This window comes from Arcobacter vandammei (genome assembly GCF_016106035.1).
Classification (GTDB): domain Bacteria; phylum Campylobacterota; class Campylobacteria; order Campylobacterales; family Arcobacteraceae; genus Aliarcobacter; species Aliarcobacter vandammei.
In genome coordinates, this window is record NZ_JADKPZ010000001.1 from 83,471 (window position 1) to 108,554 (window position 25,084).

Here is a 25,084-nt window from a genome sequence, read left to right on the forward strand (position 1 = left end):
TTTTTCCTAGTTACAGTTTGCTTCACTCAAAGAGCCGTCTGTATTTTGAACCCAGTTATTTTGAGTACTTACATCCATCACATCTCCAGAAACTTTTTTATAAATAGTATCTATATTTAGCCACTCACCATTTGTTTGTTGGATTATAAATTTATCATCTATCTTTAAAACTCTTAAAATTCTTGCACTTTCATCTGCTTTGTCTCTTACATTTAAATTTTTCTTATTTACAATATAACAAGGCTTATTTGAACTCGATTTAGGAGTATCTTTTACATCTTCAAAAGCTTTCTTTACACTTGGCTGTTCTTTTTTTACCTCAACTCTTTCTACACTTTTTACTGGAGCATAAACTGGTGCTGGTTCAACATAATGTTCTACCTTTTTAGGAAGCTCTTTTGGAACAGTTTTAGTATATCTTGGGTCGTTTTTATCTCTTTTTTCTAAATTACTTACATTTATTCCATGGTTACTTAAATATATAGTATAACCAGTATCTTCATCTAATTTTTTATATAGCTCTATACTTTTTGTTCTAGTATTTATATCTATTATTTTAAGACCTAAAATATTATCACCTTCTACATATCTTCCTTCAATATTTCCGCTTAGTTCTGTACTTGTTTTATTTCTTGAAGATGATTCACTATCATCTAAAAGTAAAACAGCATAATCTTTACCATTAAAAGTGTACATACTTTTGATTTTTAAATCTTTTATTTTTCTTGTTCTTGTAAAATCTGTTGTAATTCTTGCTATCTCATTTTGATGATTGAAGACATTTTTCTCATACTCTTCTTCTGTCATTATAACTTCATTTTGTGTTGCTTGAGGTGTATTTTGGCTTCTTACACCTTTTTGTTCAGCTTCATCTTTTTTGTTCTTTATCTCTTGCATTTGGTCTTCAAGATAGCTTTTTTCCAAACCTGTAATTGATTTGAAAAACTCTTTAGATTGTCTATCCAAAGCATCTAGTTTATCTACATTTGTTATTGTTTCTGTTGTTTGTGCCGTTTGACCATTTTGTGCAAAAAGTGTGCTACATAAACAAATTGTTGATATTAATATAGTTATTTTTCTCATTTTCTCTCTCTTATTTAAATTCAAACTCATAATTAAATCCACCTATATATGTTGGGTATTTCATATTAAAACTTTTTCCACTAGTTGGTTGCCAATTTGTATATCCAATTTTTGTAAGTTCATAACTAGAGCTTACCTCTCCTACCATAAAATCTTTATCTAAGGCATATAAATTTGTATTAAAAATAGGTATCATATATGTAGTTCCAAGTTGTTTTGTTGAACCTGAAGAATCTGGCCTATAATAAGCTTGTTCTCCCCAACAATACATCTGATTATTTGTATCTATTCCACACATACCATTATTCTCATCTATAACTTTTATTTGTTTCCATTTTATTTTTTTAATAGAATCAACAAATAAAGCATCACTCTTTTGTGTATTATCTATAAATATATCACCTTTTAACTCATTTTTACCATTTACCCAAACTATACCATTTCCATAATAAGTGGAATCAGTAATAGTCCTTGCTAAATCAGCAGATATTATATTTTTATCATCATCTTCAATATATTTCCAGTTATCATTGTGTTTCCAGTTTTTTATCAAAGTTCTCACATCTTCAACTTTTATTTTATTAGAGTCTTCTTGTCTTACTCTATAAAAATTATTATTTATATCTTTTGCAATAAAGCCATCTATTCCACCTTTTAAAGATACAAAATTTGGTAAGCCTTTATTATCTCCAAAATGTGCTATTGTGGCACTATCAAGTGTTATTTTTATAGGAGAACATAAATCATATGTTACATCATTATTAGAACTGTCTTTCCATTTTATATTACAACTATCAAGCCCTTCTGTACCCCATATAAAAATATTTCCTTTATTATCTAAAGCTCCTAATCTTCTCTTTCCAATATATGTAATATATGTAATATCTATAATATTTGTAGTATTTTTAACCGTAGAATAAGTCAAAGTACCTGTTGTTGGTTTGCCAATTAAGTTTTTACCTTGCCCACCAAATCCAGAGCCATCTGTTCCCCAAACATAGATTAAACCATCTTGTCCTAAAATATGCCAAATAGAGTTGTTTGCAAATATTTTCTTAGCTTTAAATGTATTTCCATCAAATTTTTTACTCATATAAAGTATCTCTTCACTATCTTTACTAATATCATTATACATTTTAAAAGCACTTGCATCATTTGCAGTTGCTCCACTACAATATAAAGCTCCTTCAATACTAACTGTACAAGTCCCTACATATACAGATGAAAAGAAATCAATAAACTTTGGTCTTTTAGATGATGAAAAATAATTCTCTGAATAATATTGACCAGCTAATGTATCCATACAAAGAATACTTCCACTTCCTGTTGGATTACTACAATTTGTATTTGTATATCTGCAAGGAATAGAACCTGAACCTATTGGAGTTAGACACTTTTCCTTATTTACATTATTATTTGTTACTGCTTCATAAGTTTTTGTATCATATATTTTTGCCCTAAAAGGAACAATAGAAGTAAAAAGTTGATAGCTTTTATCAGAAGAGCCACTCAATGTTTTTTTTGCATCAATCCCAGCAATTGCATTTCCATTATTTCCCCAAGTATAAATATCTCCATTTACAATCATTCCACCAGCTCTTCTATTAAACTGAATAATAGTTTTTCCATACTCTTTTTCATCTTTATTTATTTCAGCAATTTTTCCAGGACCTACTACTATATACTCTTTTGAGTTATTATCTCTATTACTATCAAAAATAGATGTTCCTAATCTTAAAATTTCACTTGTTAAGCTTAATCCATCTGCCCAAGTCTCATTATATTTATTTGTAGTTTTATCATAAATATGTACATCTTTTGATAAAACTATCTCTTTATCAAAAGAGTATCCCAGATTTCCATCTGTTTTATAGTAATTTAAAACTCCTTTATCATCTAAAAGAAACTTTCCATTAGCTTTTGTTTTTGTTATTAAAGCTTGATTTTTAAATATAAAGCTCTCTTTGTTATTTAGTTTTATCTCAATATTATCTTTTAAAGGATTTGTAAACTCTCTATTTTTTGATTTAAGATAATACTCTTTTAGAGCCATTTTTAAATTTGTATCATTTGTATCAAATTTTTTAATAAAATTATTACTTTCAAGAATAATTTCTTTACCAAAAGGATTTATAGTATCAAAACCTTTTGGTAAAAAACCATCATCAATTAAAACTTGTATAGAAAGTTTATTATCTTTTGTAGGAACTTTTCCATTCTTCAAAAGATACTCTTTATAGGCTTTTGCTATATCTTCCTCTTTTTGTACAAGTTTTTTTATTTTTAAAAGTGTAAGTTCATCTACAATAGGAGCAGCAAACACAAAGTTTACAAAAGCTAAAACAACAAAAAATTTTAAAAAATTTCTCATTTAATCTCCCTTGGTCTTGATATGTAGTTTATAAAATACAGGTTTTCATCTTGTTCACTTCTTATAGTTTCACCTAAATAGTTAAAAATTCCCTCTCCTGCTTTATAACCATTTTCACTCTTTGCATAAAGTTTTGCTACAAGAATATGTCTATCTATGCACTCATTTTTTACATCTAAAAGTTTAAGTTGATAATCAATCAAAGATACTCTATCAAAAATCTCACTAACTCTGGTTCTTAATTCATCCTCTTTTATATAAGACTCTTGAACTACTTTTATCTTATCTTTTAAAGAGTTTATTTTTTGTTTTATAGCTGTTGTTTCATCTCTTTTTATTTGCAACTCATTTGTTAGTTTCTCTTTATCTTTGTAAGCTTGGTAATATTCAGCAACTGTTGAAGCCATAAAATAAACAGAGTAAGCAACAATAGCTACAACTACATATTTAGCTATTTTTTTTAAAGAGTTATTGCTTATACTTATCATTTTAAATCCTCTTTATAAGTGATACAATCGGTAAGTTTATTGTACTCCATCTGCACCTCATTTAAACTTCTCTCTTGTCTTGCTTTAAAGCTATCCTCAAAAGTAAGCTCTTGTTTTAAAGGCTCTAAAGGTTCTATTTGTAAATACTTATCTTTTATCATATCAAGCCCAAAAAAGCTAAGCCAAAAACTACCTCCAAGAAGAACAGCCAATATTGACAATTTTGTAATATGAGATTGTTGGGTATCTAAATCTTTTAAAGGTAAAACTAACTCTTCAATATCTCCTAAAGATTGAGCTATTATCTCCCTTTTCTCATTTTTTATATTTTGTTTTAAAATTACTTCAAGAGCTGCTCTAAATTTTGAGTTAATCACATAATAAAATTTATCTAACTCCCCTCCACTACTAAGCATTGTTATATGTTTTGAGATAAGTATAGATTTTATCATATCATCAGTTATAAAATTTGGATTTATCTTTGCACTATAAATTGTTTTATGGTTAAACAAAATTACAAACTCTTCATCTGCTATATGAATTAAAAACTGATTTCTATCCAAATATTTTTTTGACAATAAGTTTAAAGAGTAAAACTTACTAGTATCCTCTTTTGGTAAATATGCACTATATTTCTTAAAAGCACTATATGTAAACATATTTTGAGAAGTTTCATACTCCTCATTTACATAGAAATAATCACTCTCTTCTTTTGTGGCAAAATCAGTAATTGCTAGTCGTACCATACTTCTTCCCCTCTAATAATTGCTGTTGCATCTTCATGAGTTATAAACCCAGCATGATATTGAGCCATTGCGGCTTTTTCAACAGTCATATACTCAGCAGGATTTTCAAAATCTCCACCATGCCCTAGTTTAAATCTTACAACTTCTGCTATTGGAACTCTTCCTTTAAATCCTGTATGTCCACACTCATCACAACCAACTTTTTTATATCCACCCTTATCATCAGGAACACTACAAAACTTACAAAGTTTTCTAACTAATCTTTGAGAAACAATTCCTCTTAAGTTATCTACAATATCCCCTTCATTAATTCCTAATGAGCTTGTCATCCTAGAAACCGTTGCAGGTGCTGAGTTGGTATGCATTGTTGAAAATACAAGCTGTCCTAAGTTAGAAGCATTTACAAGTTGAGCTGCTGTTTGAGGCTCTCTTGTCTCTCCAATTAGAATAATATTTGAATCTTGTCTTAAAATATCAACAACTGCTTCAGGATAACCATATTTAAACTCTTCACTAGCACTTGCAAACTCAGATAAATCAATTTGGAAGAAACTCTCATCAACATACTCAACAGGGTCTTCAATAGTAATAACATACTGTTGTTGTTTTGCAAGTTGTTGAAGTAAGGCATACATTAAGTGAGTTTTACCACTTCCAACTTGTCCTGTGATAAGAATCATTCCATTTGCATATTTTGAAAGGTTATTTAATATTCTTACAGTCTCTTCAGGGTAGTTAAGACCTGAAAGATTATGAGAAACTACACCTTTTCCACCAATCATCCTCATAACCAAAGAGAAGTTTAGTTTTGAATTTATTAATCCAATCCTAAATTTGATATTTTTCTTAGCATAATCGTAGTTAATAACCCCATTTATCGACTCATAATCACTATCTTCTTGGTCAGCCATTGTTACAAGTCTTCTTTTGATTGTTTTTGCAATAGCTATTGGCATAGTTCCCATATCTACTTTTATACCATCTATTCTAAACCACAATGAAGCATAACGGCTAGTTTTTTGAATATGTATATCAGAAGCTCCTAAAAGAATAGCTTGTCCCATTAACTTATCAAAATATTTATTTATCTCTTCATCATTTTCAACATCAGCAGTTGAGTTAAAAATAATTTCTCTATCTTCTCCAAATACTGAAGATAAAACACCCTCTCCTAGAACAACTATTTTTGTAAAATAGAACTTACTTAATACCTCAAAATCTAAGTTTACAACATCTCTAATTCCTAGAACTTTATTTTTATTTTTTATATCTTCAAGTGTGATAATATACATATTTGCACAAAGTTCTTGTTTCTTATCGTCCAAAAAGCTTGAAGTATCTTTATAATATTTAAGAAGTTCACTATAACTATCAAAATAGTCATAACCTAAACTTCTTACAAAACTTTCATATTTAGCTTCATTTGCTATTAAATCAGAAAAACCACCTTTTAAATTATATTTGTTCTGTATCATAGTTTCAATCATTTCTGCTAAATGATTTGTATTATCTTGATCAGCACCTATAAGATGTTTAAATTTACCCTTATATTTTTCTAAATAAACTTTATAATCAAACTCTTTAAATAACTTCTCAAAAGATTCTTTATTAAACTCAAACTTTTTGCTATTTTTTAGAAATTTAAATTCTGGCTTTTTTAGTTGCATTGAAAATTTATTAAACACTATTAAGCCTCCTATTGATATAAAGTTTTAAATGTAAAGGTACTAATAACAAGGTTAATAATATCAGAACCAACAACAACGGTAACTAGCATAGCTATCATCCAAAACAGAAACTTCCACTGTAAAACCATATAATCTATCTGCTTTTCATACATAGTATCACAAGTTTGATATAGCGCTTTTGTAACTTCAGAAAAACTTGTTTTACTAAGTTCTGATAGTTTTATATCAGCTGTTATAAGTGGTGGGAAATTGTACTCTTCAAACATCACATAAAGTTTTTTATTTTTATTTATCATCACCGCTAAATCTCTAAAAAATGGTCTTAAACCCTCTTTGAAATAATCTTTAGATAAAATCAAAGAGGTTTTATGAAATGAAATACCAGCACTAAGCATTCCATTTAAAATTCTAAATAAAAATCTTCCATCTGAATATGCTTGAGTTTTAAAAACTTTATACAACCACCCTGGCTTATATTTTTCAGTATATAAATATCCAAAAAAGATAAAAGCTGTAACAAAAATAGATATAGCTAAACCAATATAAGCAACATCATAAGTAAAATAACCAGGTATTCCTAAAAACTGCTCAACATCTGGATTTAATTTTCTTAAAAGTATTAAATCTAATTGTAAAATATCGAGATATTTTATAAGCCCAAAAAATGTTCCTATAATAATAATCAAAGGGACAAAAATAGGATTTATCATTTTTGCTATTAAATTTGAATTCGCTTTTTTAAAAGATAAAACCAATTTTAAACCATCAAGTGTACTTGTACTATTTACAACCAATGAAAACTGAAAGCTATTTAAAAACTTATGTTTAAATAAAATTCCCTCAAGATTTTGTTTCCCAATTTCCATATCTTTAATTGCAGCAAGAAGTCTTTTTTTAAATTTTGTCTCTTTACTTATTTGTTCACTATAAAGCAATAAAGCTCTTCTAGTATTTGAACCATTTTCAAGTTTTGTAACAAGATAATCTAGTAAAAACTGCTCATACGGGTCGGCAAATAGTTGCATATTTTAGAAACCTTTTATCTCTTTTAGAGTAATCACATAAACAATTTCTCTTCTAACATACGATTTGGAATCTGTTCCACCAATAGCAAAACTCTCTATTGGAACTATTCCATTATAAAGTTTTGCATCATCATGCACTATTATAGAACCTACAATAGAAGTTTCACCTAATTTAACCTCTTTTGATACATTATAACTTTGGTCATTGTATTGTGGAAGTTGAATTGTTGTTCCATCTACACTTACCTCTTTAAATGAGATTAATTTTTTAATTGTTGGTGCTATATTTAAAAATATTTTATCTCTTGATATTTTTGCCATAGCTGTAATAGAAGTTCCCTCTTTTAAAGTATTAACTGTAACATCAGAAGTTCTCTCTTTTGTATCTGCATCTCTTGTTGTCTCTATCTTTTCAACATAATCAGTATTATCTGTAATTGCTTGAACTGTAGGAATATTATTCTTCAAAACTATCATATTTTTACTATAATTTAGCATTTTTCCTATTTCATTTTTTGAATCAGCAAGCATTCTTAAAGTTCTAGCAGCATTTACAGTTTCAAAGCCTAAAGCTCCAGTATCTTCAACTGCAAGAGGTCCAACATTCCAAGAAGTTCCATCTCCTGTTCTAGCAAAATCAGCTCCTAAAATACCAAAACTTCTGCTTTTATTTAATAATACTTCAATTCTCTCAAACTCAATAATAGCCTCTTTCGCAAAACTAGCTTCATATGCTTTTGCTAAAGTTCTTACTGCATTTTCTATACTTTTTGTAGATTTTAGAAATATAAGCCCACTTGCTTTATCTATATGATAAGATGAAATTTTATCTGTTGAGATTATATTTTTTAGCATTTTATCAAGCTCTTCGTATAAAACAATAGAAGATTTATTCTCTATTTTACTCTCTCCTCCACTTGTCTCTTGATTTGAAGTTTGGCTAGATGAACTCATATCAAGTAGTGGGATATTAAGCTCAATAACCACATCTTTATACCTGCTTATATTTATAGCCTCTTTATCATAATCAATATCTACATAAACATCTTTTGATTGAGCTAGTGAGTTTAAAGCATCTTGTAAATCTCTTGAGCTAATTTGAACTATACTATTTTGGAAATCATCTCTATTTTCAATAAAACTTCCAATATTTACCTCATAACCACTCTCAACAGTTATAAGCCTTATTAACTCTTCAACACTAATTTGCCCGTCAAGATTAAATGGAATTGATTTTATTGATCTTTTTTTTCTTTCACTTGAATTTAATATTTTTACTAAATACATCTGTCCATTTTGTTCAACCGTAAGAGATTTATCTAAAACAGCATTTAAATAGTTATTTAAGTCCTCAAAGCTAGAGAGTTTTATTCTACTTTTTGGAACTAAAATATCACTACTTTTTAGAAAATATATATTTCCATCTATCATTTCAAGCTCTTTTAAAATATCACCTAAAGATTTATCATCTATTACAGAAATATAAGATTTTTGTATATCTACCTCATCTACTAAGCTATTGGAATATGATTTTTGTATTCCTGAATAATCTTTTTTATCCAAAGATTTTTTTGTATTCTCTATCATATCTTCATGAAAACTTTTTGGGCTACAACCAGAAAATAGTAATATAGCTGTAGATATTGTAATTAAACTCTTAAACTCTCTCAAATCTCTTCCTTATTTAAACTTAAAATCATAATCAAATCCACTTATATATGTTGGGTATTTTAAAAATAAATTACCAGCATTGTTATAATTATCATAAGCCATTTGGTTCATATTTTCACTCTCTTGTGTTATAAACAGTTTATTCACACTTGGTATTTTACTTATATCATATAAACCTGTATTTAGTATTGGTAAACTTCTTCCTACATTTCCCCAACAATATAGTTGGGATTTTACTCCAATACCTGTTTTTGCACAGATGAAAGGTTGTTCTGAAGATGATGAACCTCCAGAACCACCACTAGAATTTGTAGTGTATTCAAATTTTATATTATCTATTCCCCAAGACATCATATTGTTAGAAGTACTTGACTCAACATGCCTATCATTATATCTATTAAATGCTCCAAATCCTATTTTTACATTTCCGTATTCATCAAGTATAACTTCTCTTTCAACTTTTACTTTTAAATCTTTTTTTGAAGCTGTATTTGGAATTGTAATTTCTGTTTTATTATTATAACTTGCATGATTTCTTGCATCATAAATTGTCTCTTTAATCTCATTAATAAATAAGTATAGAGCATCGTTGTCATCAGAGTATTGATAAGAATTAAACTTCCAGTTATCAATTATGTATGCATCAAAAGTTAATTTTACTTTTTTACCAGCATAATTACTTCCAAAGCTAAACACTTTATATACTTGCTCATTTCCCTCATTTCCACCAAAATATGTGTATTGACCTTGGACTCTTCCAAATCTACCTAAAAATTTACTATTAATTCCACCATCAAATATTGGATATGTCTTATATATATCTTTATAACTACTATCACTTTGAATAGGTCCTCTAGGAATAATCCAAGAATCATATTTATTATTTTCAAAATCTTCTATATATTCACCATTTATAAATAGTGTATTATCTATTTTCTTACTTATTCTTACATTATCTATAGCATAAAATTCATCATTAACATCATCATTAAACATAGCTCCAAAACCTAACTTAATCTTTCCATTGTTATCGGCTTTGGTTGTAAGTTCATAATAATGTTTTTTACCATAATTATAATTTGAATTTACATCAACTGTTATTGATGTTCCTTGATGGGTATCTTTTGTAACCCAAGTTCCATTTACCTGATAATCTCCAAACATATCACTTCTTACTAAATTATCATTTATAAATATAAAAAAGCTATCTATACCTGTATAACTAGGATTATCTGCATCCCAGCTTCCTATTGCAAACATATCAAAAGAGATTTTTACATTTTGGTTTGCAAAAGAACTGCCTAAACTATACTCTTTAAAGAGGCTTTGTTTAGGAGGATTCCATGTAACAGTATCTGTATTATTTTTACCAAATAATCCTAGTACATATGAATTATCTACTTTGTTTTGTGTTATTGCAGTTTGCGTACTACCACTTTTATCTAAATATTTCCAACCATTTTCTGAACTTTCAAAGTCCTCAAAACTATCAACCCCATAATCTATTTGATTATCTAAATGTGATTTAAACACCCCAATATTAGTAAAACTAGCACTAGTTATATCTTCTCCATCACTATTTTGACCAGTTTCTAATCTATTTAAATAAGCTAAAGAGTCTGTAAAAAGCTTATTTTCATCACTACCACAATTACCACCACTCATTGTTTTACATTTTAAAAAGTTATTTTGACTACTAAGTTCTTTTAACTCACTCTTTTGGTTTATATATGGTGTTTTATTATCATAATATACAATAACTTCAATTTCATCTTCTGAATTTTTTGTAAAATCACTCAAACCATTATTACTATTTATATATACAAACTTACCATTTACATTTGCTTCTTTTAGCACAAAAGTTCTACTTTGTACTTGTATATCTTCTTGATATTTAGTACTACTTATTTGTGTTGGTTTATATAAAGTACCTTTTGGTGTCTCTCCCCAAATATAAAAATAGTTGTCATTATCCAAAGCCCCAAACATTTTTGCATCTCTTGTGGCTACTATTTGCTTAAAATTTATATCTTGCAATCCATTACTTGCTATATTTATCTGTACAGGTGTAGTTTCTGTTATATTTTCGTCATTAGAGTTTATTCCCAAAGCACCTTTTGTATTTTTACCAAACACATATAAATCTTTTCTCCCTACATCACTCTTATGTCCAAGAACCAAAGTAGTATCTTCAAGCATTGCAATATCTGTTAAAAATATTGGGTTTTTATTACTAGCTACTTCACCTTTATCTTGTGCAAAAAACTTATGCTTACTTAAAATTGAAGTTGTAGTTTCACTATTTGGTTTTGAACTATATGGTTTTTCAAAATAGTTCCAATCCAAAAGTCCATTACAATATAAATCTCCACCAATCTTTGTAGTTTTTCCTAATTTTTCTTCAGTAAAAATAGGAGAAACTCCACAAACATTTTTACTATTCATTCCAATTTTCTCAAATTTTACTCTATATATTGAGTTATACCAAGATTTACTTATAATATCTAAACTATCTCCGCTACTAGAAACAGGATTTTCCAATGCAACTTTTAGCATAACAGGAGTGTTTATAAAATCTGGTTTCAAACTTGTATCAAGTTGCCCATAGCTCTCTATTCCTGCTTTTTTATATTTATTATCTCCCCAACAAAAAACATCTCCATAAGCCAAGTAACATCCACCAAAAGTTCTAATAATCAAATCTTTTCCTTGTGGAATATAGTTTATCATTTGCTCTGATAAATCTTGATCACTATTACTATTCCCACCTGCTGCTTTTCCTGTAAAAATACTAACCCAACCAGACTCTGTTTCACTATCAAAATAGTACTCTTCCCAAGAGCCATTATCTAGTTTTACATAAGCTCTATCCCCAATATTACCTCTAATAATTCTTAAATCACTAGCATCTTCCAAATACAAAGGAGCTTTTTGGTAAACATCTATATGTGTTGGTATTCCTGTATTTACATTTGCTTTGCAATATTTATAAACTAAATCTTTTCCTTTTAACTCATAAAAATATTTATTTGTATCTGTACATTTTTTATTTGAAAGAAGAATTAAATCACCATTATTTAATTTTTCAACTATATTTTTCTGGATATTTGAATAAGCTACTTGAGTCCCTTTTGTAAGATTTGCTTTTAGTGTATTTGTATTACTGTTGTTTGAAGGAGCAACAGTATTTACTCTAAAAATAGAATCTGTATAGATATTGTAAGCATATTTTAAATCAGAATTAAAATCTGCATCAACTAAAACTATTCCTTGTATAAAGATATTGTTATTTGCATCAAAACTTACAATCAAATCTTTATTTAGAAAAGGAGATTTTTTATCAAAATTTACTAAGTATTTTCCATCTTCTAGTATTTTCCAGTCAAGAACTCCATCCTTTTTTGGTAATTTACCATTTTCCACAATATATCTATTAATCGCAAGAGATAAAAATTCCTCTTTTTGTATCAAAGATTTTATATTATTTAAAATATGTTCTTTTGGTAAGTTTGAAGAAAAAGCAAAATTAAAGCATAAAATAAAAGCTAGAACTATTCTCATTTTACTTCCTTTATCTCATTATTAAGTCTAATATGTCTTTTCTCTTTTCCAAAAATATATGCTCCAACTCTTAGATTTTTTAATTTATTATTTGCTTTAGAAATATCTAAAAATGTACTCTCTACATTACTAACAGTTACATCACCTTGCTCGAAATCTCTTAAATTATAAGCTATAAAATCACTACCTATCATATATTTTATAACATTTAGGTTTTTTGGTTCAACACAATATTTACCATTTTCACTATTTCCACAAGTTTGATTTATTGATTTTTTGATTATTGTTGCACCACTTTTTAAGATATTATAAATATTTTGTGCTTCTTTTGATTTTAATCTAAATTCAACATATGAGTTTGTAAATGTTGAATTTTTTCTATCGTTATCATCTATATAAATTGTTGTAAAATCTCTATATAAATCTCTTTTATATAACTGTACTATGTAGTTATCTTCGCCAGTTGCTTTGTCTTTTGCTATATATTGTGCTTTTTTTATAGCAAATTTTAGTTTTAGTTCATTTGTAGTAAAAAAATCGATCTCATCTCCAAAACTATTTTTATGAAGAAAACTCTCTCCTAAATAGTTTTTTGTTTTTAAATTAGCAAGAGTTGGGATTTTAAACTCATTTAAAAGATATTTTTCATAATTTCTCGCTATTGCCTCTTCTATTTCTATAATATTTTGAATATTTAAAACATTCTGTTTTTGTAAAATTAAACTTTCATTTGCAAAAGAAGAGATAAAAAATATGAGTAAAATAAAAACCTTTTTCATCATTGTAATGCCTTTACACCTTCAGTGGTTTTTACAAATTTATCTCCCTCTTTATCATAGATTAATACACCATTTTTAATTATAGAAAACACTTTCTCATCAGCAATATTTGTTGTAGTAGATACTATATAAGGACCATTTTCAAAATTTTCAATAGTATAAGCTACGGTAAAATTATTTGGTCTTTGTTCATTTGTAAAAGTATCAAGTTTTCTCTCTTTTACATCTATATAAATTGTGTTATTCTCACGACAAGTAGTAGCTGAATTAATAATGCTTGGACACTCTTGAATAGAATTTAAGTTTTTTAATCCTAATAAACTTACAATATGTTTAGCAAAAGCACTTTCCAAAGTAAAATGGACTTTACCTTGCACTACAAAAGTTCTATCTCTATACATATTACTTTCATATATTTTTTTATACTCATCTGTTGTAGTAGATTTTATTCCATAATCTAAATTCAAATTTGTATTTAATCCTTGATTTGCTACTGCTACACTAGAACTTGCATTTTTTGTTTGAATTAATTTTGAAAAGTTTGTATCAACTAAAGTTGGGATTTTGTAAAATATTAAAATATACTCTTCATAAGCATTTGCGACACTCTCTTCATAAGCTATTTGTTCTTGAATTTCATTTAAAATAGTCTGTTTTTCAGAAAATGTTTCTGAAAATAAAAAAATATTTAAAGATAAAAGTATTAAAACAATTTTTTTCATATTATAAATTTCCTTTCAAAAACTTAACTGCTCTTTGCTCATATCCAACACTATTTTTCTCAACTCTCTCTCTTATCTTCTCTTTAAAATACTCAATTTTTTCTGTATCAGTTAAGTCAAGTTTTATATCATCAAATGGAATATAAATATTTTTTGTCTTATCTTTTTCTTCTAAAGCAGTTTTAAAATTTGTCAAAAAAGTATTTACAGCTATTTCAACAGTTGAATCATTTTTTGATTCGTCGTTTATTGTTGCTAAAATTTGAGAATATAAATAAGAAACAGCATTTTCAACACTTTTATCAACAGTCTTCTCATAATCTATACTATTTTTCAGCGTAGATGCTACATCTATATTCAAAGTATTATTTTTAGTTTCAAAGCTTGAGAAATTATCTCTTAACTTAGCTTTCAAAGCCAAAAGTTTTATCTTTTCATCTTCACTTATTACAATATTTGCATTATCATCTACAAGCTTTTTATTTGTATCTTGTCTGTCAAGAAGTAAGATTTTTTCCCAATTTTCACCTTTTGGCAGATGAGCAATAATATCATTTTTTGTGATATTTTCTGGGCTTATATTGTACTGTTTTGCTATTAGAGTTTTTATATCTTTGATTATTTCATACTGCTCTTGTATCTCTTTTGCTTCTTTGATATTTGATTTTGAGTTTGAAATACTAGAAGCTAGAAACATAAAAGAGATTAGTAAAGCAGATGATATAAATATTTTACCTATCACAAAAACTCCTTTCTTTCACAACTCCTAAAAGTACCAAATATAGAAAACAAAAACTAAATCCTATAAATAGAACTTAGTTTTTCTCAAAGAGAGTGGCAGAGCCACAATAACCTAAGACATTCAAAAATAACTTCTTCGGAACTGAGGTTTTCTCAAAGAGAATGGCAAAGCCATAAGAACCTCAGCTAAAAGAACCTTTAAAAAACTATCTTTAATTAGGCTGAGACTAAAGTCTCAGTTCCGAAAATACAATTTGTAAGTAAACCTTAAAGCCCACAAAACAAAAACTAAATTCTAAAATTTAGAACTTAATTTTTATTTTAAATTTAAAGAATAAAAAAACACTTAGGCATTTTGCCTAAGTATTTAAAACTATAAGAATTATTTATCTTGAACAAGCTGAGATGTCCCAAAATCATAAAAATAAATAGCAAACATACCATCATCTTCCTTACCTCCTGTTGCAGCAACAGGTACTCTTTTCATTGCCTCTGTACCAGTTGTTCTTAAAGCCCCAGAAGAGAAAGTAGCCCCAGCAGTAGCAACGCTAGCCAATCTATCAACATGTGCTATAGCTTCAAAATCTTTTGCAATTTGAGCTTCTAAAAAATCTTTATTATCAGCTAATGAACCTCGACTTAAATCAACAAAAATTCCAGGAATTGCACCTGCTTGATTTGATATTAAAGATATTAGCATACTTCCTTTACCATCTGCTGAATTTGTTGCATTACCTCCAAAAGAAATAGCTGAATATTGATTAAATGTATTTACAGTTCTTGCAGCACCAGTATCATCATTTTTAATTTGACCATTTATTGCTTCTGCAAAATAACCATCTCTTGCTAAACCAATTAAAGTATTAAAATACTGTGGTGTAGTTGCAGTATCATATTTATCCGCAATTTTTCCATCTCTTGATGCAAACTGCAATCCTGTTTTTATATTATTAATCTCTGTAATAACACTCGTTTTTTGTGCAATACCTTCGATTTTATCTCCAGTTCCTCCAAATGTTTGGAACATATAAATCATAGCTCCAACAACAATGATAATCATCGCAATCAACTGTGGCATTTCTTACCCCTTTTTTAATTTGAATTTATAGCCCAAACATTATTTTTAGACTACTATGCCGTTATATTACCATAAAATAAAAGAATTTTTTCTTATTTCTTACTTAAATAATTATTTTATTTTCGGAACAGAAGGACTTTTAGTCCCTGCTGGTCTTAGACTGGACTGAAGTCCAGTTTCCAAACAATTTTAATAAATCCCAGTTTCCAATTTTATTTAAAAACTACACAAGCAAATTTTCCATCTTTATTTGTTCCACTTGTTGTGCTTATTTGATTTAAAGTTGCTGCTGTAATTGATATAGCTGTTGCATTATTTATAAAACTTCCAAAAAGAGTCTTTTCACAAATCTCTTTTCCAAAAAAGTTTTCACTAAAAGCATTTTTACTTTTTAAAGATGAATTTCCATTAAAATCAACAAAAAGTTGATAACCACTTCCTACACTTTTACCTAAATCTATCTCTTTTCCCTTATAATCATTAATTTTATAATCAACAATTGGAACTATCTGCCAAATAATATTACTTTGTGGGAATTTTAATTGTGATTGAAAAAACTTGGCTTTATCCGTTTCATCTTCAGCTGATTTAACATCATCTAAAGCTACTTCTAAAATATCAGTTTTAGTTATATTTCCTAATAATATACCACTTTTGTAAAGAGTTGCAAAATTTAACTTTTCATGTGCTTCACCAGTCGTTCCAATACCCATATCCCCACCACTTTGAATATAAGTATTTACAAAACTATCAACAGCTAAAAATTGCGATTTTGCTCTTTCAATTTCAGCTGTTATTTGACTATCATCAGCTTCATATCTTGTCATCAAAACAATCATAGCAGCAACAAGAGCTATTATAGAAGAAACTAAATATGGCATTTTTTTCCTTTATTTATTTTTTTTATTATACTTAAGTTTATATTATTTTTGATAAAATATTATCTTTATGTAAAGAAAGGACTACTATGAATAAACTTTTACTATCACTTTTCCTTGGTTCTAGCCTACTTTGTGCTGCTCCAAATGGTATTGCAATTCTTGTAAATGATGAGCCAATTACGATTTACGATATTGAAAAGACAATGAGTGTAAATAAAATCTCAAAAAATGAAGCTGTTAGTTACCTAATAGACAAAGCTCTATATGACCAACAAGTTGAAAAAAACAATATAACAGCAGATATTTTTGAAATAAATGACCATATTGAAAAACTGGCAAATGCAAATGGAATGGATATTTATACATTTAAATCTATTGTAAAACAAGAGTATCCAAACTATGAAGTTTTTGAAAATGAAGCAAAAAATGCTGTAACTAGACAAAAATTAATTCAGCAAATTGTAAAAGGTCAATTAACAGTTGCAACAGATGAAGATATGGAACTTTATTATGAGAAAAATAAAAATAAATATACAAGTGCAAAAAACTTTGAAGTAATTCAATATATTTCAAAAAATAAAGCAAGTTTAAATCAAGTTCTTCAAAATCCTATGTTAAATCCTAGTGAAGTTACAAAAACTTCTTTAAATTTGGATACTTCAAATCTTCCTGCACAATTTCAATATATTTTGAATAATACAAAAGATGGAGCATTTACTCCAATTTTTACAGCAGATAAAAATTTTGTAACTATGTTTGTAGTAAAAAGAAGTGGAACAACAACTCAATCTTTCGAAGCTGCAAAAGCAAAAATATTCAATGATATTATGATGAAGAGAGAGCAAGATTTCTTAAAAGAGCATTTTGAGAAACAAAAATTAACAGCAGATATAAAAGTATTAAGATAAGGAATAAAAAAGATGTCAAGTATGTTTGAAACGGTTATAGGGTTAGAAGTTCATGCACAATTAAATACAAAAAGTAAACTATTTTGCTCTTGTGCAACAAGTTTTGGAGAAGAGGCAAATAGCAATACTTGTCCAACTTGTTTGGCACTTCCAGGTGGGCTTCCAGTTTTAAATAAAGAGGCTGTTCATAAAGCAATAATGCTAGGAACTGCTCTAAAATCAAAGATAAATAAAGTATCAGTTTTTGATAGAAAGAATTACTTCTATCCAGATTTACCAACTGGTTACCAAATATCGCAATTAAGCACTCCTGTTGTAGGACTTGGAGAGTTAATTATTGATTTTCCAAATGGAGAGAGCAAAAAAATCGGTGTTACAAGAGCCCACTTAGAAAATGATGCAGGAAAAAATATCCATAGTGGTAACCACTCACAAGTTGATTTAAATAGAGCAGGAACTCCACTTTTAGAAATTGTAAGTGAACCTGATATGAGAAGTGCTGAAGAGGCTATTTTATATCTAAAAAAACTTCACTCAATTGTAAGATATATTGGTATTTCTGACGCAAATATGCAAGAGGGAAGCTTTAGATGTGATGTGAATGTTTCTATTAGACCAAAAGGTGATACAAAATTTTACACAAGATGTGAAATTAAAAATATGAACTCTTTTAGATTTATCGAAAAAGCAATAGCTTATGAAGTAAATAGACAAATAGAAGCTTGGGAAGATGGAGTTTATGAAGAGACTATTGTTCAAGAAACAAGACTTTTTGATACAAGTACTGGAGAAACAAGATCGATGAGAGGAAAGGAAGATGCCGCTGATTATAGATATTTTCCAGATCCTGATTTACTTCCTTTAATCATAAGTGATGAAATGCTAGAAGAATACTCAAAAATTCCAGAACTTCCAGATGAAAAAAAAGCTAGATTTGTAAAAGAGTATGGTTTAAAAGAGTATGATGCTTCTGTTATTACTTCATCTTTAGAAATGGCAAACTATTTTGATGAGATGATGAGTGAAGGAATAAGTGCAAAAAATGCTACAACTTGGCTAAGTGTTGAGCTACAAGGAAGATTAAAAGAGGGTGTTACAATCGAACAATCTCCAATTTGTGCAAAGACTTTGGCGACTTTAGTAAAAAGAATAGAAGATAGCACAATTTCAGGAAAAGCTGCAAAAGAAGTTTTAGATGATTTAATAGCAAATAACTGTAGTGATGTAGATGCAACAATCGAAAAACTAGGGCTTAAACAAGTAAGTGATGATGGGGCACTATTAGCTATTATTGATGAAATTTTAGCTGCAAATGCTGATAAAGTAGCAGAATATAAAGCTGGTAAAGAGAAAATGTTTGCCTTTTTTGTAGGACAAACTATGAAAGCATCTAAAGGAAGTGCAAATCCTCAAAAAGTTGGAGAACTTATAAAAGAGAGATTAGCTTGATAAAAAAAGGTGCAATTGCAGTTATTGGTGCAGGGAAATGGGGACAAGCTCTCCATTTTGCACTAAGTTTTAAACAAGATTGCTATATTTCTTCAAGAACAAAAAAGAATATAAAGAACTTTGTTGATTTAGATTTTGCTCTTGATTGCGAATATTTGGTAATTGCAATTCCCGCTCAAGAAATAAGAGCTTGGTTAGAGAAAAATTTTGTTTTTCAAGGTCAAAAAATCTTAGTTGCTTCTAAAGGTATAGAAGCTTCTAGCGGTGCATTTTTAAATGATATTTATAGCTCTTTTGTACCAAATGAAAATATTGGTTTTATCTCTGGTCCTTCATTTGCAGCTGAAGTAATACAAGCACTTCCTTGTGCTTTGGTTATAAACTCTCACTCAAAAGAGATTTATGAAGAGTTTAGCTCTTTTTTCCCAAATTTTATAAAAACTTATTATAGTTCAGATGTTATTGGAGCTGAAATAGCAGGTGCTTATAAAAATGTTTTAGCAATAGCTAGTGGAATTTGTGAGGGGCTAAAACTTGGTAAAAATGCACAAGCATCTTTGATTTCAAGAGGTTTAGTAGAGATGCAAAGATTTGGAAAACATTTTGGAGCAAAAAAATCTACATTTTTGGGACTCAGCGGTGCTGGAGATCTTTTTTTAACTGCAAATTCAACAATGAGTAGAAATTTTAGAGTTGGTTTAGGTCTTGCAGAAAATAAGAGCCTTGAAGAGATTTTAGAACTCTTAGGAGAAGTAGCTGAGGGTGTAAAAACAGCAGATGCAATAGATAAATTATCAAAAAAATATGAGATTTATACTCCTATTGCAAAAGAGGTAAATTTAATACTAAATGGTAAAAATCCAAAAGATAGTTTAAAAGATTTACTAAGCAAAGGATAAAAAATGAGAGCTTTTGTCGTAGAAAAAAATGAAAATGGTGAAATAAGCTCAAGTGTAAAAGAGTTTCCTAAACCTATTTGCAAAGAAAATGAAGTTTTAATCAAAGTTACATATTCAAGTCTAAACTATAAAGATGCTCTAAGCTCTATTGGTCATAGTGGAGTTACAAGAGTTTTTCCACATATTACTGGTGTTGATGTTGCAGGAGTTGTAGCTGAATCAAAATCACCAATATTTAAAATTGGTCAAAGAGTTGTGGTAACTGGTTATGATTTAGGAATGAATACAAATGGGGGACATTGTGAATTTGTAAAAGTTCCTGCTTCTTGGATTATCTCTACTCCACAATCAATTAGTGATAAAGAGATAATGAGCTATGGAACAGCTGGCTTAACAGCCGCTTTAAGTGTTCAAGAACTTTTAAATAATGGATTAAATCCTGAAGATAGCTCTGTTTTAGTAAGTGGTTCTAGTGGTGGAGTTGGTTCTATTTCTATTGCGATTTTAAATAAACTAGGTTTTAATGTAGTAGCAATTACAACAAAAAGCAATAAAGAAGAGTATTTAAAATCTATTGGAGCAAGTGAAGTTATCTTACTTGATGAATTTATGAAAGATTCGCAAAAACCTCTTTTAAGCACAAATTATGATGCCGTTATAGATAGTGTTGGTGGTGATGTTTTGGCTCAAGCTTTAAAGCAGTTAAAATATGACGGAGTTGCTACTTGTTGTGGTTTAACATCTTCTTATCTTTTAAATACAAATGTTTATCCTTTTATCTTAAGAGGTGTTAGACTTATTGGAATTGATAGTGTTGAGTGTAAATTGGAGAAAAAACAAGAGGCTTGGTATAAACTAGCTGGTTCTATGAAAATAAATTGTCTTAACGATATAGTAAATGAGATAAGTTTAGATGAAGTAAAAGATATATATTCAAAACTCTTAAATGGGGAATCTAGCGGAAGATATGTAGTTAAAATCTCTTAGTTTTAGAAGCAAGGATTAAAAATCCTTGTTTTCTAGTTTATATTATTTGATAATATTTGCTAACTCTTCAGTTGTAGAGATTTTCTCTATTTTAGAAACTTTCCCACCTTCTAAAGAATAAACAATAATTTTTCCATCTTCTTTTGTGAAGTTATCTTTATTTGTATCATCTAAAAGTAGAACTGAAAAAGGGTATTTTTTCATTTTAGGAAGTGCTATAAATTTAGAGATTAAACTTGGCATTCCAGAAATATCTGCAACATAAACAGCAGAATTTTTCTCTAAAACATTCTCTTTTTCACTTAATGGTAAAAGATAATCTCTTAATAAATCACTTGTTTTTTTATCACTTGCAAAAAGTATAGTTTTTACATTTGCATCTATTGTTTTTTCAACTTCATTTTGGTCTTTGATTTTGATATTCTCAACAACACTATCAAGAGCCAATGGAGCTGCATTTAATCCTAAAGCTAAAAAAGTAGCTAAAAGTAATTTTTTCATCATATTTTTTTCCTTAAATTTTTTGTGGATTGTATCTTTAAAAAGTAAACAAAAAGTAAAAAAATATTATTTATTGCAAACTATTATTTAATTTATCCAAATACACATAGATATTTTTTTGAATAGTTTGAAGATTTACTAACTTTTGTTTAACTTGATAATTTTCTTTTTCACTACTATTTTTTAGATAATTTTCTATTTCAGCTATTTGATTATCAACTTTTGATTTATAATCACTCATAAGCTTTATAACATCACTTAAAGGCTTATTAAACTGTGTTTTAATATAAAAAGCCAAATACTCAAAATCTATAAAATCTTTGTATATAGAGTTTTTTATAATCTCTCTTAAAACATCTTTATGAGATAAAATAACATTGATATTTTCATAGAAATTATTCATATTTTTATCTATTTTATTTGATAAATTTGAGATTTCTCCATCTTGAAAAGTGTTTATCTCTTTATTTAATAAAATATATATTTCATCTAATTTTTTTAATTTCTCATCAACCATTGTCATTTCATCTTTTATTTTTAATTCTATTGATTTGTTGATTTTAAAGTATAAATTTATAAAAAAAGAGAAGATAAAAAATAGTACAAAACCAAAAACAATTCCCAAATAATAAAATATAAAAATAGAGATACTATATATAGTTAATAGTGCAAAAAGAGCTAAAACTACTCTTCCATCTGCATCATTAGATTTTGATAAAGTTGAGTAATTTTCTGCTAATTTCTTTGTTAATCTAGCTCTCAGAAGAGTTATATTTTTTGATAATTTTGATGGTTTTGAAAGATATTCATCAAATAATTTTTCATAATCACTTAATAATACTTTTAACTTTTCATCTTTTTCATAGTGGAAAAGTTTTTCTCCTATTATCAAACCTTTTTTTGTATAAAGAATATTTGTAATTTGTGAAAATTTATAAGTTCTATATGATAATTTAAATATTAAATATATAAAAATCAAGCTATAAATAGAGCTAAACATATAGATAAAATATTCATAATTCTCTGATACATAAGAGATAAATCCAACGGCTACAAAAAGAATCATAAAAGGAATATTTAAAGCTGTAATAGCTGATAAATAATCCTTATTTACTGCAAGAAGAAGCTCTTTTAAAGAGATATAGTTATAAATACTAAATCCCTTTTTTTCTATCTCTTCTCTTATTTCATAATTTAAATAATCTTTTGTATTCATCTATTTATTCAAAATTTGTTCTAATTCAGCACTTTGTTGCTTATTTAAAAGCTTGATACTTGATAAACTTTTTCTAGCATTATCAAAATCTTCTTGTTGTTTTTTAGCTTCAATAGCAACTTGAGCTCTATAATCTTCAATCTCTTCAAAGTGATTTTTTAATTTACTAACATTTTCTATAAAAGTATTCAAAGACAATACAGGTTTAGAAGTCAGTTCTTCTGCTTTTTTATTGCTTTTTATTGCTTCATCTGTTAAAGTTGAAGACATTTTATCTATTGTTTTACTCATAGCTTCTATTGTAGCCATTGAAGCATCTATTGCTTTTTGTCCTGAAATTTCAATAATTGCAGTTGAAAGAAGTGTTTTAAATATTGGTTTTGAAGCATTCATAGATAAAGATAATTTTCTAGCAGAATCCAATCTTACAAGAAGTCTTTTTTTTGCCATTTCAAGATTTCCAATTAAAACTACTAAATTTGTTTGAAAGAACTCTATACTTTTTACAAAAAGTTGAGTTTTATCATCATCTTTATTTTCTTGTAAATTTTGTTTAAACTCTACAAGTTTTACATCTAAATACTCTTTATAATCTATAACTTTTCCTAAATTTTGCTCAATTCCTTCTAAAAAATTATCTTGCATATCTATTGAAGTATTTAAAGATGTATAAGCTTGGTCAAATCCACTAAAAATAGTTGTGATTTTTCCATTTATTGTTTGTACATTAAAACTTTGTTCATCCCATTTCGCATCAAGATATTTTGCAACATTTCCAACAACAGGAAGAGATTTAAAAAACTTCATAACTCCACTATCATTGTCTATAATCTCTGAATAAACCAAGCTCATCTCTTTATTCATAGATTCTAATGTTTTTGAAACATCCATAATTGGGTCATTTTCAATAATTTTTGCTGTTTCATCAACTATTGAATCAATTGGAGCAGTAATTTTCTCACCTAATTCTCTAAAATCTTTAACTTCTTGAAAAGATTTTTCAACTAACTCTTTTTCTACAACTGTTAAACTATTTTGCATTATTGTTCCTTTTAAAAATTTATTAATTATATTTGAAAATATTTTAATTTCTTATTTTTTCTTCTTTTATTGGAAGATTTATAAGACCTGCAAACAAAGCTAAAGCAATATCCAAATACCACATAAAAGCAAAATTTCCATAAGAATTTATAAATAATCCACCCAAATATGCCCCAAAAAAACCACCAATTTGGTGAGACAATAAAGTAAGCCCAAATAAAGTTGCTAGATATTTTGTACCAAAAAGTTTTCCTACAATTCCAGCTGTTGGTGGAACAGTTGCCAACCAAGTAAAACCAATAGCAATAGAGAAAATATAAAAAGTTAATTCAGTTTTAGGTGCAAGTAAATAAGCAATAATCATCAAAGCTCTTGAAAAATAGATAAATGCCAAAATATATTTCATACGATATTTTGTGCCTAAATATCCTGCATACAAACTTCCAAAGATATTAAAAAGCCCAATTAAAGATAAAGAGTATGCTGAAACATTTGCACTATGTCCACAAAGAGCAATTTCATAAGGTAAATGAGTTACCAAAAAAGCGACATGAAAACCACAAGTGAAAAATCCTAAATGCAAATAAATATAGCTTTTGTCTTTCATAGAGATAGTTAACTGCTCTTTTAATTTTACCTCATCTTCTTCTTGTGTTTGTATTTTTTCTTTTTTCTCTTGATTTGTTAAAATTTTTGCCAAAGGAATAGTAAGCAAGGTAGAAAAAGCAAGAACAAACATAGAGTAAATCCAACCAAAACCATTTATAACTGCTTGTGCTAAAGGTGCAAAAATAAACTGCCCAAAAGAACCACCAGCATTTATAAAACCACCTGCAAAAGAGCGTTTACTACTTGGAAGATTTTTTGCTGTTGCACCTATTAGAATAGAAAAACTACCAGCTCCAGAACCAGCTGAGATTAAAATTCCAAAAGTAAGAATAAGTGCAAATTCTGAACTAATAAAAGGAGTTAAAATCAAACCAAAAAACATAAGCAATGCACCAAAAACTAAAACTCCAAAAGAGCCTTTTTTATCTGCAACTGCTCCAAAAAATGGCTGAACTACTCCCCAAACAAGTTGCCCTATAGCCAAAGCTAAAGAGATAGATACTATATCAAGAGCAGTATCGTGGTGTATTGGGTGAACAAAAAGCCCCAAAGATTGCCGCACACCCATCGTTATTGCTAAAATAAGTGATGAAGTTAGGATTAAAACCCAAATAGTTCTGTTTTGTTCTTTTGTCATTTT

At 28.1% G+C, this 25,084-nt stretch carries 21 protein-coding genes; 4 read left to right on the forward strand and 17 right to left on the reverse strand.

Annotated features, from left to right (window positions below; genetic code table 11):
* Nucleotides 1-6: 6 nt before the first annotated feature.
* From IQC44_RS00500 to IQC44_RS00560, 13 genes are all read right to left on the reverse strand, one after another.
* Complete coding sequence (locus IQC44_RS00500; protein WP_198304236.1) at nt 7-1,083, reverse strand: SH3 domain-containing protein; 1,077 nt, start codon at nt 1,081-1,083, stop codon at nt 7-9.
* A gap of 10 nt (nt 1,084-1,093) precedes the next feature.
* Nucleotides 1,094-3,454: a hypothetical protein gene (locus IQC44_RS00505; RefSeq protein ID WP_198304237.1), complete on the reverse strand. Its 2,361-nt coding sequence runs from the start codon at nt 3,452-3,454 to the stop codon at nt 1,094-1,096.
* Complete coding sequence (locus tag IQC44_RS00510; protein WP_198304238.1) at nt 3,451-3,942, reverse strand: hypothetical protein; 492 nt, start codon at nt 3,940-3,942, stop codon at nt 3,451-3,453. The genes IQC44_RS00505 and IQC44_RS00510 overlap by 4 nt, the downstream gene beginning before the upstream one ends.
* Nucleotides 3,939-4,688, reverse strand: coding sequence for a hypothetical protein (locus tag IQC44_RS00515; RefSeq protein ID WP_198304239.1), 750 nt, complete (start codon nt 4,686-4,688; stop codon nt 3,939-3,941). Before IQC44_RS00515 ends, IQC44_RS00510 begins: the two co-directional genes overlap by 4 nt.
* Nucleotides 4,676-6,373 carry an ATPase, T2SS/T4P/T4SS family gene (locus tag IQC44_RS11745; RefSeq protein WP_198304240.1) on the reverse strand — a complete coding sequence of 566 codons (1,698 nt, stop codon included), beginning with the start codon at nt 6,371-6,373 and terminating at the stop codon, nt 4,676-4,678. The genes IQC44_RS00515 and IQC44_RS11745 overlap by 13 nt, the downstream gene beginning before the upstream one ends.
* Before the next feature lie 11 nt (nt 6,374-6,384).
* On the reverse strand, nt 6,385-7,401 hold the full coding sequence (locus IQC44_RS00525) for a hypothetical protein (protein ID WP_198304241.1): 1,017 nt from the start codon (nt 7,399-7,401) through the stop codon (nt 6,385-6,387).
* 3 nt (nt 7,402-7,404) lie between these two features.
* The gene (locus IQC44_RS00530; protein ID WP_198304242.1) at nt 7,405-9,072 is read right to left on the reverse strand and encodes a hypothetical protein; all 1,668 of its coding nucleotides are present in this window, start codon (nt 9,070-9,072) and stop codon (nt 7,405-7,407) included.
* A 9-nt stretch (nt 9,073-9,081) separates the two neighbouring features.
* On the reverse strand, nt 9,082-12,633 hold the full coding sequence (locus IQC44_RS00535) for a hypothetical protein (protein ID WP_198304243.1): 3,552 nt from the start codon (nt 12,631-12,633) through the stop codon (nt 9,082-9,084).
* Nucleotides 12,630-13,415, reverse strand: coding sequence for a hypothetical protein (locus IQC44_RS00540; RefSeq protein WP_198304244.1), 786 nt, complete (start codon nt 13,413-13,415; stop codon nt 12,630-12,632). Before IQC44_RS00540 ends, IQC44_RS00535 begins: the two co-directional genes overlap by 4 nt.
* Nucleotides 13,412-14,134, reverse strand: a complete 723-nt coding sequence (locus IQC44_RS00545) for a hypothetical protein (protein ID WP_198304245.1) — start codon at nt 14,132-14,134, stop codon at nt 13,412-13,414. The genes IQC44_RS00540 and IQC44_RS00545 overlap by 4 nt, the downstream gene beginning before the upstream one ends.
* Before the next feature lies 1 nt (nt 14,135).
* Nucleotides 14,136-14,876, reverse strand: coding sequence for a hypothetical protein (locus tag IQC44_RS00550; protein WP_198304246.1), 741 nt, complete (start codon nt 14,874-14,876; stop codon nt 14,136-14,138).
* Between the two features lie 381 nt (nt 14,877-15,257).
* Complete coding sequence (locus IQC44_RS00555) at nt 15,258-15,953, reverse strand: hypothetical protein (RefSeq protein ID WP_198304247.1); 696 nt, start codon at nt 15,951-15,953, stop codon at nt 15,258-15,260.
* A gap of 212 nt (nt 15,954-16,165) precedes the next feature.
* Nucleotides 16,166-16,834: a hypothetical protein gene (locus IQC44_RS00560; RefSeq protein ID WP_198304248.1), complete on the reverse strand. Its 669-nt coding sequence runs from the start codon at nt 16,832-16,834 to the stop codon at nt 16,166-16,168.
* Nucleotides 16,835-16,920: 86 nt separating this feature from the next.
* Here IQC44_RS00560 and IQC44_RS00565 point away from each other — a divergent pair, with 86 nt between their 5' ends.
* The 4 genes from IQC44_RS00565 to IQC44_RS00580 are packed head-to-tail and all read left to right on the forward strand — an operon-like array spanning nt 16,921 to nt 21,077.
* The gene (locus IQC44_RS00565) at nt 16,921-17,742 is read left to right on the forward strand and encodes a peptidylprolyl isomerase (RefSeq protein WP_198304249.1); all 822 of its coding nucleotides are present in this window, start codon (nt 16,921-16,923) and stop codon (nt 17,740-17,742) included.
* 12 nt (nt 17,743-17,754) lie between these two features.
* Complete coding sequence (gatB, locus tag IQC44_RS00570) at nt 17,755-19,191, forward strand: Asp-tRNA(Asn)/Glu-tRNA(Gln) amidotransferase subunit GatB (RefSeq protein ID WP_198304250.1); 1,437 nt, start codon at nt 17,755-17,757, stop codon at nt 19,189-19,191.
* The gene (locus tag IQC44_RS00575) at nt 19,191-20,090 is read left to right on the forward strand and encodes an NAD(P)H-dependent glycerol-3-phosphate dehydrogenase (protein WP_198304357.1); all 900 of its coding nucleotides are present in this window, start codon (nt 19,191-19,193) and stop codon (nt 20,088-20,090) included. Before gatB ends, IQC44_RS00575 begins: the two co-directional genes overlap by 1 nt.
* Before the next feature lie 3 nt (nt 20,091-20,093).
* Nucleotides 20,094-21,077 carry a YhdH/YhfP family quinone oxidoreductase gene (locus tag IQC44_RS00580; protein WP_198304251.1) on the forward strand — a complete coding sequence of 328 codons (984 nt, stop codon included), beginning with the start codon at nt 20,094-20,096 and terminating at the stop codon, nt 21,075-21,077.
* Nucleotides 21,078-21,119: 42 nt separating this feature from the next.
* On the opposite strand, the gene IQC44_RS00585 is transcribed toward IQC44_RS00580, so the two are convergent.
* From IQC44_RS00585 to IQC44_RS00600, 4 genes are all read right to left on the reverse strand, one after another.
* Nucleotides 21,120-21,581: a hypothetical protein gene (locus tag IQC44_RS00585; RefSeq protein WP_198304252.1), complete on the reverse strand. Its 462-nt coding sequence runs from the start codon at nt 21,579-21,581 to the stop codon at nt 21,120-21,122.
* Between the two features lie 67 nt (nt 21,582-21,648).
* Complete coding sequence (locus IQC44_RS00590; RefSeq protein WP_198304253.1) at nt 21,649-22,794, reverse strand: hypothetical protein; 1,146 nt, start codon at nt 22,792-22,794, stop codon at nt 21,649-21,651.
* The gene (locus IQC44_RS00595; RefSeq protein ID WP_198304254.1) at nt 22,795-23,835 is read right to left on the reverse strand and encodes a hypothetical protein; all 1,041 of its coding nucleotides are present in this window, start codon (nt 23,833-23,835) and stop codon (nt 22,795-22,797) included. It lies immediately after the preceding gene.
* A 43-nt stretch (nt 23,836-23,878) separates the two neighbouring features.
* The gene (locus IQC44_RS00600) at nt 23,879-25,081 is read right to left on the reverse strand and encodes an MFS transporter (protein ID WP_198304255.1); all 1,203 of its coding nucleotides are present in this window, start codon (nt 25,079-25,081) and stop codon (nt 23,879-23,881) included.
* Nucleotides 25,082-25,084: the final 3 nt, after the last annotated feature.